The following is a 16242-nucleotide window of genomic DNA, read 5'->3' as shown; positions in this document are numbered from 1 at the left end:
CCGCGCCATTCTCGAGACTTGCGCAGTACCTGTGGGAGCCGGCTTGCCGGCGATGAGGTCAGTGCAAGCAACACAAGTCGGTTGCTTGCACCTCTTGCCACTGTCAGCCTATCCAGCCGCTGGTCTTCATCGCCGAATACACCGCGACGATCGCCAGCACCACGAACGCCGCCGCCGCCAGGCGCCGGATCAGTGTCAGTGGCAGTTTCTCGGCCGCGAAGTTACCCGCCAGTACCACCGGCACGTTGGCAATCAGCATGCCCAGGGTGGTACCGATGATCACCATGATCAGGTGCGGATACTGCGCCGCCAGCATTACCGTGGCGACCTGGGTCTTGTCGCCGATCTCCGCCAGGAAGAACGCGATCAGGGTAGTCAGGAATGGCCCGAAACGGCGCGCGTTGCTGCTTTCATCATCGTCCATCTTGTCCGGCACCAAGGTCCACAGCGCGGTGGCGGTGAAGCTTGCGGCGAGGATCCAGTGCAGTACCGATTCGGTGAAGAAGCTGCTCACCCAGGCACCCACGGCGCCAGCGGCGGCATGGTTGGCCAGGGTCGCGGCGACAATGCCGGCGATGATCGGCCAGGGCTTGCGAAAACGCGCCGCGAGGATGAGTGCGAGCAGTTGCGTCTTGTCGCCGATTTCGGCGAGCGCAACGATGGCGGTGGGGACCAGCAGAGATTCCAGCATCAGGTTTCCTACGGGGGCGGGTCGACACGGCTATGACACGTACAGCCTCCCCGCCCCGGGTAAGGTGTGCGTGTCATAGGTCTTGTCAAACCCTGGATCCGTCTGTGCGGATCGTGGGTCGTACGCGCCATGGCCTGTGGGCCAAGTGTGTTGACGCGTACCGGGCGAGCAGGGCGCTCGCGGGAGACTACTCCCCTAGGACGGAGCGGATTCTGCCTACACCGCGCACATTCGGCAAGCGCTGTTTTCAGCCACGGGTTGCCCGGTAGATGCGAAAGCCCTGGGCTTCGGCGCGAATTTCACAGTTGCCGAGCGCGCCTTCGATCAAGGGTTGGTAACGCAGGAAGCTGTTGGCAACCAGGCGTATTTCGCCACCTTTTCGAAGATGTTCGCCAGATTTTTTCAGCAGGTTCTCCGAGGCCTGGTAATCGGTATGCACCCCCGTGTGGAAGGGCGGATTGCTCAGGATCAGGTCCAGGTCGGCAGGGGCGGCGTCGATGCCGTCACCGCTGATCACCTCGCCCTCAAGGTTGTTGGCCGCAAGGGTCAGGCGACTGGCGGCTACGGCGAATGCATCCACATCCAGCAGGGTGACCCGGCTGTGCGGGTAACGCCGTTTGACCGTTGCCCCCAGCACACCAGCGCCGCAGCCAAAGTCCAGCACATGGCCGCCTGGCAGGCCGTCGAGGTGCTCCAGCAACAGCGCCGTGCCTTTGTCCAGGCGGCCATGGCTGAACACGCCCGGCAGGCTGATGACTTGCAGCGGGCCATCGGCCAGCGGCAGCTCGAAACGTTCGGCCAGGCTATGCAGTGGCTTGGCTTCAGGGGCGTTTTCGACGGTCACCTGCCACAGCTGGCAGTGCCGCGCGCTGTCCAGCTTGCGCGCTTTGCCAAAGGCCTGCAGCAGCTTGGCCGCACCTTCGATGCCACCGCGTTTTTCACCCACCAGGTAGAGCACGCGGCCAGCCAGGCGTGACGCCAGCGCGTTGAGCAGGTAGGCGGCCAGTTCGCGGGATTTGGGCAGGAACAGCACCGCGCTGTCGAAGGCCACCGCAGGCACTTCGACCCCATAGTGGCTGCGCCCGGCGAAGCGACTTTCAAGCACCGCCTGATCGCCCGCATGCCAGGTCCAGCCATGGGCCGCCGGCAGCTGGCCAAGCAGGCCATCGGCCTGGGCGCCGGCGATCAACAGCGGGCCCTGGAACAGGTCCGCCTGGCGGAGCAACACTTCACTGCGCGGGTCCATGGACGACGCCTCCTGAAAAAAGTGGCGCAGTGTAGCAGAGGCTTCAGTCGATCAACCGACCACTCGCCGTGGCTGGCCGGCGAAGTAGGCCAGGGCGTTTTCGGCGAGCTGGCCGACGATGCGCTGGCGCGACTCCACCGCGCCCCAGGCGCTGTGCGGGGTGATGATCAGGCGCGGGATGTCGCCAGCCAGCAGTGGGTTGCCATTGACCGGTGGCTCGACGCTCAGCACATCGGTGGCCGCACCGCCCAGATGGCCGCTGCGCAGCGTGTCAGCCAGCGCCTGCTCGTCGATCAGCCCGCCACGGGCGGTATTGACCACCAGGGCGCCCGGTTTGAGCAGCGCCAGCTCGCGGGCGCCCAGCATGTGGCGGGTCTGTTCATTGAGCGGGCAATGCAGGGTGAGGGCGTCGACCTGCGGCAGCAGCTCTTCCAGCGGCAGGCGATCCGCGCGGGGTGGGCGCCCAGGGATCTGCCCGGTCAGCACGCGCATGCCGAATGCCTCGGCCAGCCGCGCCACCGCGCCACCCAGTTCGCCATGGCCGAGCAGGCCGAGGGTCTTGCCCTCCAGCTCGACGATGGGGAAGTCCAGCAGGCAGAACTGGCTGGCCTTGGCCCACTGGCCGGCCGCCACGGCCTGGTGGTAATCGCACAGGCGCGTGGCCAGCGCCAGCAACAGGGCCAGGGTGTGCTGCGCCACCGACGGGGTGCCATAACCCTGGCAGTTGCACACGGTGATGCCCTGGGCGCGAGCGGCGGCCAGGTCGACGTTGTTGGTGCCGGTGGCGGCCACCAGGATCAGTTTGAGCTGTGGGTTGGCCGCGAGCGACTCGGCATCGAGCATGACCTTGTTGCTGATCACCGCGGTGGCGCCCTGCAGGCGTTCGGCAACCTCGGCCGGACGGGTCGCGGCATGCAGTTGCAGTTCGTCGAACTGGGCGCGCAGGGGCGAAAGGTCGAGGTCGCCGAGGTCGAGGGAGTGGTGATCGAGAAACACGGCGCGACGTTGGCTTGGCATGTGGGGCTCCGGTCAGGGCAAAGGTGTTCGGCTATCCGTGGGCGCGGGCTTGCCTCGCGAAGGGGCCTCAGGATGCAGGGCGCAGTGTCAGTTCCGCAGGCGCCGCTCGTCAACGACGACGGCCCCACTCATACCTGTGCCAGCCAAATCATTCCTTCGGCTGATTTGACCGATGCGTCACCGTTCTACAGTAAGTGCCTGAATTGTCCGGCCCGCTTTCCAGAAAAGGGATACCCATGCTGCAGACGCGCATCATCAAGCCCGCCGAGGGCGCTTACCAATATCCACTGCTGATCAAGCGCCTGCTGATGTCGGGCGTGCGCTACGAGAAGACCCGTGAAATCGTCTATCGCGATCAGTTACGCCTCACTTACCCGCAACTTAGCGAGCGCATCGCGCGCCTGGCCAACGTACTGAGCGCCGCTGGCGTGAAGGCTGGCGATACCGTGGCGGTCATGGATTGGGACAGCCACCGCTATCTGGAATGCATGTTCGCCATCCCGATGATCGGTGCGGTGGTGCACACCATCAACGTGCGCCTGTCCCCCGAGCAGATTCTCTACACCATGAACCACGCCGAAGACCGCTTTGTACTGGTCAACAGCGATTTCGTCGGCCTCTACCAGGGCATCGCCAGCCAGTTGACCACCGTGCAAGGCACCGTGCTGCTGACCGACGGGCCGGACAAGAGCGCCGACCTGCCTGGCCTTCACGGCGAATACGAGCAACTGCTGGCGGCTGCCAGCCCGCAGTACGACTTCCCCGATTTCGACGAAAACTCGGTGGCCACCACCTTCTATACCACCGGCACCACCGGTAACCCCAAGGGCGTGTACTTCACCCACCGCCAGCTGGTGCTGCACACCCTGGCCGAGGCCGCGGTGACCGGCAGCATCGACAGCGTGCGGCTGCTGGGCAGCAACGATGTGTACATGCCGATCACCCCGATGTTCCATGTGCACGCTTGGGGCATTCCCTATGCGGCCACCATGCTTGGCATGAAGCAGGTCTACCCCGGGCGCTATGAACCAGACATGCTGGTCAAGCTGTGGCGCGAGGAAAAGGTCACCTTCTCCCACTGCGTGCCGACCATCCTGCAGATGCTGCTCAACTGCCCGTCCTCCCAGGGTGAAAACTTCGGCGGCTGGAAGATCATCATCGGCGGTAGCGCGCTCAACCGGGCGCTGTATGAGGCGGCCCTGGCCCGGGGCATCCAGCTCACGGCGGCGTATGGCATGTCGGAGACATGCCCGCTGATCAGCGCCGCGCACCTGAACGATGAGTTGCAGGCCGGCAGCGAGGATGAGCGGGTCACCTACCGCATCAAGGCCGGGGTACCGGTGCCGCTGGTGGAGGCGGCGATCGTCGATGGCGACGGCAACTTCCTGCCTGCCGATGGGGAGTCCCAGGGCGAGCTGGTGCTGCGTGCGCCGTGGCTGACCATGGGTTACTTCAAGGAGCCGGAAAAAAGCGAGGAACTGTGGCAGGGTGGCTGGCTGCATACCGGTGACGTCGCGACCCTCGATGGCATGGGTTACATCGATATCCGCGATCGCATCAAGGATGTGATCAAGACGGGGGGCGAGTGGATCTCGTCGCTCGACCTCGAGGACCTGGTCAGTCGGCATCCTGCGGTGCGCGAGGTGGCGGTGGTCGGCGTGGCCGACCCGCAATGGGGCGAGCGCCCGTTCGCGTTGCTGGTGGTGCGCGAGGGGCTGAGCATCGACGCGCGTTCCCTCAAGGAACACCTCAAGCCGTTCGTCGAGCAAGGGCACATCAACAAGTGGGCGATCCCCAGCCAGATCGCCATTGTTACTGAAATTCCCAAGACCAGTGTCGGCAAGCTCGACAAGAAGCGCATCCGCCTGGACATCACTCAGTGGCAGGCCAGCAACAGCACTTTCCTTTCCACCCTCTGACCCTGTGGCGGTCCGTGCCTTTCAAGGCGCGGGCCGCATGCTAGAGCGGTCGAAGCCTTGCCAAACCAAAAAAATGGGCCATGCTTGAGCACTGCCAGCGCATGGGGCCTTTCCTTGGAGGCCGGCCGCAAGCAGGGCGCGCAAATCACACTTTAGAGGGATCAAGCACCTGTGACCGCTGGCTATAGTCGGGCCAGGGGATTTTCAGGAATGGGGGAGGGTGCCGCGCATCATCGATGTGCGACGCCACGGGCAGGAGCCGGCTTTACCAGGCGCTCGAGCCGTTCTTGAAAGGACTCACTGCCATAACAATAAAGTACATGGAGTAGCGTCGATGACATCTGCAAACCCGTTCTGGCGCCGGGCAAAACTGCCACTGGCAGTCAGCCTCGCTTCTACGCTCGCAAGTCCTGCTTTCGCTGTCAGCTTCAACATTGGGGAAATCGAAGGCCAGTTCGACTCGTCGCTCTCCGTGGGCGCCAGCTGGTCGACGGCCAGCCCGAACAAGAACCTCATCGGCGCCAACAACGGCGGCAGAGGGTTGTCGCAGACCTCCGACGATGGTCACCTGAACTTCAAGAAGGGCGAGACCTTCTCGAAGATCTTCAAGGGTATCCACGACCTCGAACTCAAGTACGGTGACACCGGTGTGTTCGTCCGTGGCAAGTACTGGTACGACTTCGAGCTCAAGGACGAACATCGCGAGTTCAAGGACATCAGCGACTCCAACCGCAAGGAGGGCGCCAAGTCCTCGGGTGCGGAGCTGCTCGATGCCTTCGTCTACCACAACTACAACATCGCCGACCTGCCGGGCACCGTGCGCCTGGGCAAGCAGGTGGTGAGCTGGGGTGAGAGCACCTTCATCGGTGGCGGTATCAACTCCGTCAACCCCATCGACGTCTCGGCATTTCGCCGCCCAGGCGCGGAGATCAAGGAAGGCCTGATCCCCGTCAACATGTTCTATGTATCGCAGAGCCTGACCGACAACCTGACGGCAGAAGGCTTCTACCAGATCGAGTGGGACCAGACGGTCGTCGACAACTGCGGCACCTTCTTCTCTCAACCTGACGTAATTGCCGATGGCTGCGACAACAACCTGGCGGTGCTGGCAAAGCAGGCGAACGTGTCCAGGGCCCTCGCTGCGCAAATTGGTCCATTCGCCGGGCCTGCGATGAATGCGTTGACGTCTCAAGGCGTGAGCTGGGGCTCGCCTGACGAGGGTGTGATCGTGCGTCGCGGCGCCGACCGTGATGCCCGTGACAGCGGTCAGTTCGGTTTGGCCTTGCGCTATATGTACGAGCCGCTGAACACTGAGTTCGGTGGCTACTTCATGAATTACCACAGCCGTGCGCCGATCTTCAGTGGCCGCGGTGCCGATGCCCGCTTCTACAACCCAGCCAATCTGGCGGGGGCACTGGTCGGTTCCGGCGTCCCGGGCATTGTCGCCACCAACCCGGCCCTGCTGCAAGCACTCATGCCGCTGTATGTCGCGGGCAACTCCAGCTACTACGTGGAGTACCCCGAGGACATCCGCCTGTATGGCCTGAGCTTCTCCACGACCTTGCCCACTGGCACGGCCTGGAGCGGTGAGGTCAGCTACCGGCCGAATGCGCCGGTGCAGTTGAACACCACCGATATCCTGTACTCGGGCCTGACGCCGCTTGACCCTAACGCATCGGTCCTGAAGGGCACGGCGAACACCGATCAGCCAGGCTATCGCCGTAAGGAAATCACCCAGCTGCAAACCACCTTCACCCACTTCTTTGACCAGGTGATGGGTGCGGAGCGCCTGACCATGGTCGGTGAGGTGGGCTGGACCCATGTGGGCGGCCTGGAAAGCACCTCCAAGGCACGCTATGGCCGTGACCCGGTCTACGGCCCAGGGCCGCTGCCCAACGGCCGCTGCCAAAGCCTGAACGCCACCACCCTGGCGGGCGTCGACAAGAACAACCTGTCGCGCTACTGCGAAAACGATGGCTACACCACCGCCGACTCCTGGGGTTATCGCGTGCGTGCCATCTGGGACTACAACAACGTCTTCGCCGGCGTGAACCTGCGCCCCAGCGTGGCCTGGTCCCACGACGTCGATGGCTACTCCCCTGGCCCTGGCGGCGCCTTCGAGGAAGGCCGCAAGGCGGTCAGCCTGGGCCTGGACGCCGAGTACCAGAACACCTACACCGCGAGCCTGTCGTACACCAACTTCTTCGACGGCAAGTACACCACCGTGGATGACCGCGACTTTGTCGCCCTCAGCTTCGGCGTGAACTTCTAAGCACATTGATCCAGGACGACAACAGAATGAAAACGACCACACGTCTGCTGCAAGCCGGTGTACTGGGCCTGTCCCTGTTGGCTACCAGCGTCATGGCTGCGGTTTCCGCCGACGAGGCGGCCAAGCTGGGCGCATCGCTGACCCCCATGGGGGCGGAAAAAGCCGGCAACGCCGATGGCTCGATCGGCCCGTGGGAACCGCTGTCGAAGAGCGCTGGCAGCGCCGACAGCAAGGGCTTCCTCTCCGACCCTTACGGCAGTGAAAAGCCACTGTTCACCATCACCGCGCAGAACGTCGACCAGTACAAGGCCAAGCTTTCGCCTGGCCAGCTGGCGATGTTCAAGCGCTACCCGGACTCCTACAAGATCCCGGTATACAAGACCCACCGCGGCTCCACGGTGCCGGACGACGTCTTTGCGGCGATCAAGCAGAACGCCACCAAGACCACCCTGGTGGCAGGCGGTAACGGCCTGGAGAACTTCCAGACCGCCGTACCGTTCCCGATTCCCAAGGATGGCCTTGAGGTGATCTGGAACCACATCACCCGCTACCGTGGCGGCAGCGTGACCCGCCTGGTCACTCAAGCCACCCCGCAGCAGAATGGCTCCTACAGCCTGGTGTACTTCCAGGACCAGTTCGTCTTCCGCGACAAGATGAAGGACTTTGACCCCGCCAACCCGGGCAACATCCTGTTCTATTTCAAGCAGGAAGTGACTGCGCCAGCCCGCCTGGCCGGTACCGTACTGCTGGTTCACGAAACCCTCGACCAGGTCAAGGAACCGCGCAAGGCGTGGATCTACAACGCCGGCCAGCGCCGGGTACGCCAGGCACCGCAAGTGTCGTATGACGGTCCGGGCACTGCCGCCGACGGCCTGCGCACTTCCGACAACCTGGACATGTACAACGGTGCTCCGGACCGCTACGACTGGAAACTCGAAGGCAAGAAGGAGATGTACATCGCCGCCAACGCCTTCAAGCTCGATGACCCGAAACTCAAGTACGGCGACATCATCAAGGCCGGGCACATCAACCAGGACCTGTCGCGCTACGAGCTCCGCCGTGTCTGGCATGTGGTCGCCACGCTCAAGCCGGGCCAGCGCCACATCTATGCCAAACGTGACTTCTACATCGACGAAGACACCTGGCAAGCCGCGGTGATCGACCAGTACGACGGCCGTGGGCAACTGTGGCGTATCTCCGAAGCCCACGCCCAGCCGTACTACAACGTGCAGGTGCCGTGGTACACCCTGGAAGCCATCTACGACCTGCAGTCTGGCCGTTACCTGGCCCTGGGCATGAAAAACGAAGAGAAGAGCGCCTACAACTTCGGCTTCAGTGCCAGCAAGGCCGAGTTCCAGCCAGCTGCCTTGCGTCAGGCGGGGGTGCGATGAACTGACTGCTGCACACTTCTTGTGAACTCCCAGAACGCCCCGGCTTGCCGGGGCGTTTCTGTTGTAAAAGGTTAGTGTCGTCGAGCACCTTCGAGGCGGTTTGGTTGATGGGGTGTCATCAATCGAGATGATGTCCATCGCCTGCGTTTCTTTTTGTCGTAGTCTTTTTTGGCTAAATCGCCGCCATCATCTTCAAATGCATAGCATTTGCCGCTAGTCTCGCAAAAATCCATATCGCCGTAGTCTTCCCAACAGAACGAGCCGGCCATGACAGACCTGTCCCGTATGCATGGAGTCGCCAGCCAGGCCTTGGGCCTGCTGGACGGGCGTTTCTTCAGGCCACCCCTGCCCGACGCCCATGTACCAAGAGCCCGCCTGTGCCAACGCCTGCAGGCGGGGCTGGATGGGCGCTTGCTGTTGGTCAACGCGCCAGCCGGCTTTGGCAAGAGTTCGCTTGCCATCGAGTTCTGCCAGGAGCTGCCTGGCCATTGGCGCAGCCTCTGGCTGGGCCTGAGCCAGCGCGACGCCGACCCTGGTCGCTTCCTCGAGCGCTTGCTTGAAGGGCTGCAGCAGTTCTGCCCGGCGTTGGGGGGGCAAGCCCTGGGGCTGCTGAAAATGCGCCAGCGCCACCAACCCTTTGCCTTTGAAGAATGGCTCGATGGCCTGCTCGACGAGCTTGCGCTGTATCTGCAGCCCGATACCCCCCTGCTGCTGGTCCTGGACGACTACCACCTCGCCCAAGGGGCAGTACTCGATCGCTGCCTGCAGTTTTTCCTCAATCACCTGCCTGCCGGGTTGGTGCTGTTGGTCACCAGCCGGCAGCGGCCAGACTGGCACCTGGCGCGCCTGCGGCTGTCGCGCCAACTGGTCGAACTCAACGAGCAGGACTTGCGCCTGACCCCCGATGAAGCCTTGGCCGTGATTGGCCGCCAACCCACCGGCTTGCGTGGCCAGGCGCTCGATAACCTGATCCAGCGCAGCGACGGTTGGGTGGCTGGGCTGCGGTTCTGGCAACTGGCGGCCAGTGAGTCGGGTGATGAGCATGCCTTGCCGCAGGCGTTGCACGGTGGCGAAGGCTTGATCCGTGATTACCTGCTCGAGGAAGTCATCGACATACTGCCCGGGTCAGTGCAGGCGTTTCTGTACGACACCGCTTGCCAGGAGCGCTTTTGCGCTGAGCTGTGCGACGCGGTGCGCGAGCGTGACGACAGTGCGCAGATGCTGAGCTACCTGCAGGCCCATCAGGTCTTTCTGGTGCCGCTCGATGAGCATGGGCGCTGGTTCCGCTACCACCACCTGTTCTCCGACCTGCTGCGCAGTCGGCAGGCCAGCGAGCCGCTGGCGAGCTTGCATCTGCGTGCCTGCCGTTGGTTCGAGGGCCAGGGGCTGCTGGATGAGGCGGTAGAGCAGGCATTGCGTGCCGGGCATCTCGACGTGGCGGCGGACCTGGTGCAGAGCTTGTCGGAGGAGCAGCTGCTGGCCGAGCAGAACGTCGGCATGCTGCTGCGCTGGAAAATGGACTTGCCTGACAGCCTGCTGATCAGCACGCCCCGGCTGATCGTGCTGTACAGCTGGGCCCTGGGGCTGGCTTGCCAGCTGGACGCGGCCGAAGAACTCGCAGGTTATCTGAGCCGCTTCCTGCCGGCGCCGTCGGCGACGGCGCAGAAGTCGATGCTGGCCCAGTGGCTGGCGCTCAGCGGTGTGATCGCCCGCGGCCGCGGCGATCGCGAGCGCACCCTGGCTTACTGTACGCAAGCACTGCGTAGCCTGCCTCGCAAGCGTTACGGGCAACGCCTGGTGTGCCTTTCCACGCTGTCCAACCTGGCCATTGCCGATGGTGATTTCTGGCGGGCGCGTGGCTGGAATCGCGAGGCGCTCGAGTTGGCCCAGCGTGTCGGCAACCCGTTGTTCGAGGCGTTGGCGCATTACGACCGTGCCCGTGTGCTGCATGCCCGTGGCGAAGTGCGGCGCGCGCTGGATGAGGTCCGTCAGGGCTTGCAGCGGCTGCAGGGGTTGTCGGGGCAGCGGCTGTATGCCGTGCGGGCACGGCTCACCTTGTACGAAGGCTATCTGCTTGCGGCTCGCCTGCAGCCTGGCCAGGGGCGCGCACGCTTGCGCGCGGGGCTTAGCGAAGCACGCACCTGCCGCGATATCAGCGTGCTGATCGGCCATTGCGTGATCGCCTCGCTCGAGGGTCGTGAAGGGCGTTTCACCGAGGCGTTTTCGGAACTGGCCGAGGCGGAGCGGCTGATGCACATCTGGGATGTTCCGCCGATCTTCTACCTGGCCATGATTACGCTGGTGAAGTGCGAGCTGTGGATCGCCCAGGGGCGCACAGACCTCGCCGAGTCCTGGCTGCTGCGCCTGGGCCAGACCTACGGCGGCAAGCAGCCCGCCGCCGCGCCAGAGTTTCACCCGTTGCTACCCTTGCACATCGAGCTGCAGCAGGCGCTGCTCGATCGCGTGCTGCAGCGCCCGCGCGAGGCCGAGTCGCGCTTGCAGGCACTGGTCGAGCGTGGTCAGGCCAATGGCGGCATGACACTGGTGGTCAGTGCGTCGTGCCAGCTGATCGAGTTGTTACTGGCCGAAGGCCGTGAGCCCGAAGCCTGCAAGCGGTTGGCGCACGCCATGGAGGCTGCGCAAGGGGGCGCGCTGCAGGCGTTCGCGCGGCTTGTCGCGGAGCACCCGCAGTGGTTGCGCGATCAACTCGAGCTCAGGCCCTCGTGCCCGGCCCAGACGGAGCTGCTTGCGCGCTTGCCCGAGGCGCTGACCACCGCCAGTGGGGCCTCTGAAGCGTTGAGTGCGCGCGAACTCGCGGTGCTGGAGCTGATTGCCCAGGGCTGCTCGAACCAGCAGATCAGCGAGCGGCTGTTCATTTCGCTGCATACGGTCAAGACCCACGCCAGCCATATCAACAGCAAGCTTGGGGTAGAGCGGCGCACGCAAGCCGTCGCCAGGGCCAAGTCTCTGGGCGTGCTGGCCTGAAGGCTGGCCCAGGTGCGCGCCGGCCGTTAAAATGGTGGCCACTGGCTACCCTGGCGCACTGCTTTTTCCCCACTCATCTTTGTGCAGAGGCTGCCGATACACATTTCGGCGTCTTGCATTGCCACGCGCCAATTTCCCTTCTTCCTTCTACAGGTCGTGTTGATGCTGCAGTACGGGCAAAAAAGCTTTCTGATCGTCGACGACTTCACTGACTTTCGCACGTCGACACGCTCCATGTTGCGCGAACTGGGTGCCCGCGACGTGGACACCGCCGACAGTGGCGAGCAGGCGCTGCGCATGTGCGGGCAGAAGCGCTATGACTTCGTTTTGCAGGACTTTCACCTGGGCGACGGCAAGAAGAACGGCCAGCAGGTGCTCGAAGACCTGATTCTCGACAAGCTGATCAGCCATGAGTGCGTGTTCATCATGGTCACCGCTGAAAGCAGCCAGGCCATCGTGCTGAGTGCCATCGAGCACGAACCTGACGCTTACCTGACCAAGCCATTCAACCGCGTAGGCCTGGCCCAACGCCTCGAAAAGCTGGTTCAGCGCAAGACCCTGCTCAAACCGATTCTCCAGGCCCTTGACCGTGGTCGCCCGGCTGAAGTACTGACGGCCTGTGCCGAGCTGTGCAAGCAGGACCCACGCTTCGCGCCGTTGTGCTTGCGCTACCGTGCCGATGCGCTGCGCGATCTCAACCGCTTCGACGAGCTGGAAAAATTCCTCAAAGGCATCCTCGCCAGCCGCCCGCAACCTTGGGTCTATGCGGCGCTGGGCAGCTTGATGCACAAGCGCGGCCAGCACGCCCAGGCGCAGGGTGTATACGAGCAGGCGCTCAAAGCCTTCCCGATCATGCCCAGCCTGTATGACGGCATGGCTGAGGTACTGGTGGCCCAGGGCGAGAGCCGGCGTGCCCAGCACATGCTCGAGGAGGCGGTACGACTGTCACCACTGGCGGTGCGCCGGCAAGCGGCGCTGGGCAAGCTGGCGCTGGACAATGCCGACTTCGAGGGGGCTTCGAAAGCGTTTCGGCATGCTGTCAGCCAAGGCCAGAGTTCGCGCTACAAGAGTGCCGAAACCAACCTGGGGCTGGCCCAGGCCTTGATGAACAAGAATGCCGGCAACGGTCTCGACGCGCGAACCCGGGTCGAGATCAACAGTGTGCTCAGTGAAGTGGCCAAGGAAAACGTCGAGGACCAGGGCCTGCAAGTGCGGGCGCGGTTGATGAAGGCGGCGAGCCTGCAGCAGGCGGGCGATGCGGAAACAGCCGCCAAGCTCACCGAACAGGCCATGCAACGCCTGGAGAAGATGGAGCAGTTCTTCTCGGTCGAGGCGGCGCTGACCGTGGCCAAGCAACTGCAGCAGCTGGGCCAGGACGCGGCGGGCACTTCGATTCTCAAAGGCTGCGTGGAAACCTACGGCGACGACCCCAAGGTCATGCAGAGCGTGGCCAAGCTTACCGATGACCCGGTGGTGCTTGGCGCGGTAACCGAGGCGGTCGACCTCAACCGTCAAGGCGTGCGCAGCTACCAGGGCGGGCAACTCAGCGAGGCGCTGGGCATGTTCCGCAAGGCGCTGTCGCTGCAGCCGAAGAACATCAGCATCGCCCTCAACACCGCCCAGGCGCTGCTGCGCATCGGTGGCGAGACACCGCCACCGGCATTGATGGAAGAGTGTCGCAGCTGCCTCACCAGCGTGGCCGGCATCCCAGCCAGCGACAGCCGCTACGATCGCTACCGCAAACTGCATATCCGGGTCTTTGGCGCATGAACCAGGACAACCAGGGGCTGGATTTCTCCACGGTGATCGCCTCCACCGTGCACGACCTGAAGAACTCGCTGTCGGCGTTGATCCAGGCGCACAACCAGTGGCTGGCGCGGTTGCCCGAGGCGTTGCAAGGCGGTGCCGAGCAGGGCGTGATGGAGCACGAGTTCCGCCACCTCAACGGCATGCTGGTGCAGATGCTGGGCTTGTACAAACTGGGGGTGAACCAGCTCCCGGTCTGCCCGGACTACCACGAGCTGGACGACTTCATCGAGGCTCAGCTGGCCGCGCATGAAGAGGTGCTCAAGCATCGCGACATCCTCGCCACCTGGCGCATCGACACCGAGAGCCCGCTGGGCTTCTTCGACCGTGAATTGGTTGCATCGGTGCTGGCCAACGTGCTGACCAACGCCATCCGCTATGCCGGCCACACGTTGCTGATCGGTATCGAGGAGGAGGGCGAGCAGCTGGTGATCAGCGTCAACGACGATGGCGCCGGTTATCCACAGCGCATGCTCGAGCGCCAGCAGGACTATGTGCAGGGTATCGATCAGCAGAGTGGCAGCACCGGGCTGGGCTTGTACTTCGCTGCGCGCATCGCCGCCCTGCATGAGCGCAATGGCGTGCATGGTCGAATCGAGATCGCCAATGGCGGGGCGCTGGGAGGCGGGTTGTTCAGGTTGTATCTGCCCTGAGTATTGCTAATTGCTGAGGCTGCATCCCAAGGTCATGTGAGAGATGTCTCTCAAGCAGTACATGGGCTTTCATCGACGTCGAGTGGATGACAATGTAGATACGCTGTTTCTACATTTCACTTGCCATCGTCGAGAGGGTTTCTACTATGTATCTACCTTGGGAGATAGTTATGCAGATCAAGATTCAGCAATGGGGCAATAGCGCAGCGATTCGTCTGCCATCAACGGTCCTCAAGCAAATGCACCTGAGCGTGGGGTCGACCCTGAGCCTGGATACTTCCGGCGAAGCCCTAGTGCTCAAACCTGTCAGATCGAAGCCCGAGTACCGGCTCGAAGAGTTGATGGCGCAATGTGACCTGACAGCCCCGGAACCCGCAGATATGGCTGACTGGAACGCAATGCGTCCGGTGGGGCGTGAGGTTTGAAGCGGGTCAGGTTCGACAGGGGGGATATCGTCCGGATCAACCTGGACCCCACCATCGGTAGAGAACAGCAAGGCGCAGCGTGCCCTGCGCTGGTGTTGACGCCCGCCATGTTCAATACCTCAGGGCTCGCGGTGATCGTGCCGATTTCACAAGGTGGGGATTTCTCCCGGCACGCAGGTTTTGCAGTTACCCTGAGCGGCGCCGGTACCCAGACGCAAGGTGTGATGCTGTGCAATCAGCTACGCACGGTAGACCTTGAAGCGAGGGGTGCCAGGCGCATCGAATCCGTTCCTGAAGCCGTGATCCTGGACGCGCTGGCGCGTGTTCAAACCCTCTTCGATTAATTGTGTGCAGTGTCCTGTCATGGAAAAACCATCCGTAGCGCTCATCCGCGAAACCTTCCCCGTTGGCCCCTTGCAGTGCAACTGCACGCTGATCGGCGACCCGCTCAGCAAGAAAGCCATCGTCGTCGACCCGGGCGGTGACGAGCAGAAGATCCTCGCCCGCCTGCAGCACCATGGCCTGACCCTGGTGAGCATCATCCACACCCACGCCCACTTCGATCACTTCCTCGCCTCGGGCAGGCTCAAGGAGCTGACCGGCGCCACCTTGCACCTGCACAAGGACGACCAGCCGTTGTGGGACAACCTCGAGATGCAATGTCAGATGTTCGGCATGCCCTACACGCCCGTGCCTGCACCGGACCGCTGGCTGAGCGACGACGAGGAACTGGCGTGTGGTTGTGGCGTGGCCCTGCACACGCCAGGGCATAGCCCCGGTTCGATGAGCTTCTGGTTCGCCGAGCAGAAACTGCTGATTGCCGGCGACACCCTGTTCCGCCGGGGCGTCGGTCGCACCGATTTGTGGGGTGGTGATCAGCGGACTATCGTTCGTTCCATCAAGGAGCGACTGTACCGCCTCGATGAAGATGCCATCGTGGTGACTGGCCATGGCCCGGAAACCCGGCTCGGCGACGAAATGCGCGAAAACCCGTTCGTGCGTGCCTGAAGTTGCATGGAATTTTTCCGCATTGCTGCAATCCAAGGCTGGCACAGATCCGTGAGTGATCCGCCGCACTTTTGAATTTCAGTAGGAGCTTGTCCATGTTCACCATGCGTCGTCTGATTATCGTCGCTACCGCCGCCGCCCTGATGTCCGGTTGTGCCAGCCCCAACCCGTATGACAACCAAGGCCAGGCGCAAGGCTCCACAGGGATGAGCAAAACTGCCAAGTACGGTGGCCTGGGCGCGCTGGCCGGTGCCGTTGCCGGTGCCGCCATCAATCACAACAACCGCGGCAAGGGTGCGCTGATCGGCGCCGCCGCAGTGGGCGCCGCCGCCGCTGGCTACGGTTACTACGCCGACAAGCAAGAGGCCGAGCTGCGTGCGCAAATGGCCAACACTGGCGTCGAAGTGCAGCGTCAGGGTGACCAGATCAAGCTGATCATGCCGGGCAACATCACCTTCGCCACCGACTCGGCGAACATCGCCCCAAGCTTCTACTCGCCGCTGAACAACCTCGCCGGCTCGTTCAAGCAGTTCAACCAGAACACCATCGAAGTGGTCGGCTTCACCGACAGCACCGGCAGCCGCCAGCACAACATGGACCTGTCGCAGCGCCGCGCCCAGGCCGTCAGCAGCTACCTGACCTCGCAAGGTGTCGATGCATCGCGGGTGACGGTGCGTGGCATGGGCCCTGACCAGCCGATCGCCAGCAACGCCGACGCCAACGGCCGCGCGCAGAACCGTCGGGTTGAGGTCAACCTCAAGCCGATCCCGGGTCAGCAGTATGACCAGCAGGGTACTGTCCAGCAGTATCCATAACGCTTGATATCGAA

13 protein-coding genes and 1 riboswitch are annotated in these 16242 nt (G+C 63.3%); of the genes, 10 read left to right on the top strand and 3 right to left on the bottom strand.

What is annotated here, in order from left to right:
• Positions 1-103 precede the first annotated feature (103 nt).
• The 3 genes from ACQ4N9_RS17965 to ACQ4N9_RS17955 form a co-directional block, all read right to left on the bottom strand.
• Complete coding sequence (locus tag ACQ4N9_RS17965; RefSeq protein WP_208642806.1) at positions 104-688, bottom strand: TMEM165/GDT1 family protein; 585 nt, start codon at positions 686-688, stop codon at positions 104-106.
• 90 nt (positions 689-778) lie between these two features.
• Positions 779-900: riboswitch (yybP-ykoY riboswitch) on the bottom strand.
• A gap of 38 nt (positions 901-938) precedes the next feature.
• Complete coding sequence (locus ACQ4N9_RS17960) at positions 939-1937, bottom strand: methyltransferase (RefSeq protein WP_390968534.1); 999 nt, start codon at positions 1935-1937, stop codon at positions 939-941.
• 51 nt (positions 1938-1988) lie between these two features.
• Positions 1989-2954 carry a 2-hydroxyacid dehydrogenase gene (locus tag ACQ4N9_RS17955; RefSeq protein WP_390968536.1) on the bottom strand — a complete coding sequence of 322 codons (966 nt, stop codon included), beginning with the start codon at positions 2952-2954 and terminating at the stop codon, positions 1989-1991.
• Positions 2955-3190: 236 nt separating this feature from the next.
• Between ACQ4N9_RS17955 and ACQ4N9_RS17950 the strand changes: the two genes are divergently transcribed.
• From ACQ4N9_RS17950 to ACQ4N9_RS17905, 10 genes are all read left to right on the top strand, one after another.
• Positions 3191-4873 (top strand): fatty acid--CoA ligase, encoded by a 1683-nt coding sequence (locus tag ACQ4N9_RS17950; protein ID WP_390968538.1) that lies wholly within the window; start codon positions 3191-3193, stop codon positions 4871-4873.
• Positions 4874-5207: 334 nt separating this feature from the next.
• Positions 5208-7145, top strand: a complete 1938-nt coding sequence (locus ACQ4N9_RS17945; RefSeq protein WP_390968540.1) for a DUF1302 domain-containing protein — start codon at positions 5208-5210, stop codon at positions 7143-7145.
• Positions 7146-7171: 26 nt separating this feature from the next.
• Positions 7172-8536, top strand: coding sequence for a DUF1329 domain-containing protein (locus tag ACQ4N9_RS17940; protein WP_390968542.1), 1365 nt, complete (start codon positions 7172-7174; stop codon positions 8534-8536).
• A gap of 267 nt (positions 8537-8803) precedes the next feature.
• The gene (locus ACQ4N9_RS17935) at positions 8804-11521 is read left to right on the top strand and encodes a LuxR C-terminal-related transcriptional regulator (RefSeq protein ID WP_390968546.1); all 2718 of its coding nucleotides are present in this window, start codon (positions 8804-8806) and stop codon (positions 11519-11521) included.
• A gap of 162 nt (positions 11522-11683) precedes the next feature.
• A complete protein-coding gene (locus tag ACQ4N9_RS17930; protein WP_347149315.1) occupies positions 11684-13291 on the top strand; it encodes a response regulator in 1608 nt (535 codons plus the stop codon).
• Positions 13288-13980: a sensor histidine kinase gene (locus ACQ4N9_RS17925; RefSeq protein ID WP_125465505.1), complete on the top strand. Its 693-nt coding sequence runs from the start codon at positions 13288-13290 to the stop codon at positions 13978-13980. Before ACQ4N9_RS17930 ends, ACQ4N9_RS17925 begins: the two co-directional genes overlap by 4 nt.
• A 146-nt stretch (positions 13981-14126) precedes the next feature.
• Entirely contained in the window at positions 14127-14405 is a 279-nt protein-coding gene (locus tag ACQ4N9_RS17920) for an AbrB/MazE/SpoVT family DNA-binding domain-containing protein (RefSeq protein ID WP_390968548.1), read from the top strand.
• Positions 14402-14749 carry a type II toxin-antitoxin system ChpB family toxin gene (locus tag ACQ4N9_RS17915; protein ID WP_390968550.1) on the top strand — a complete coding sequence of 116 codons (348 nt, stop codon included), beginning with the start codon at positions 14402-14404 and terminating at the stop codon, positions 14747-14749. Before ACQ4N9_RS17920 ends, ACQ4N9_RS17915 begins: the two co-directional genes overlap by 4 nt.
• Before the next feature lie 19 nt (positions 14750-14768).
• Positions 14769-15413, top strand: coding sequence for an MBL fold metallo-hydrolase (locus tag ACQ4N9_RS17910; protein ID WP_110994809.1), 645 nt, complete (start codon positions 14769-14771; stop codon positions 15411-15413).
• Positions 15414-15508: 95 nt separating this feature from the next.
• Complete coding sequence (locus ACQ4N9_RS17905) at positions 15509-16228, top strand: OmpA family protein (protein ID WP_125465502.1); 720 nt, start codon at positions 15509-15511, stop codon at positions 16226-16228.
• Positions 16229-16242: the final 14 nt, after the last annotated feature.

This window comes from Pseudomonas sp. ES1 (assembly GCF_050586605.1).
Classification (GTDB): Bacteria; Pseudomonadota; Gammaproteobacteria; order Pseudomonadales; family Pseudomonadaceae; genus Aquipseudomonas; species Aquipseudomonas sichuanensis.
The sequence above is the reverse complement of the archived record's forward strand: the minus strand, read 5'-3'. Positions and strand labels throughout refer to the sequence as shown.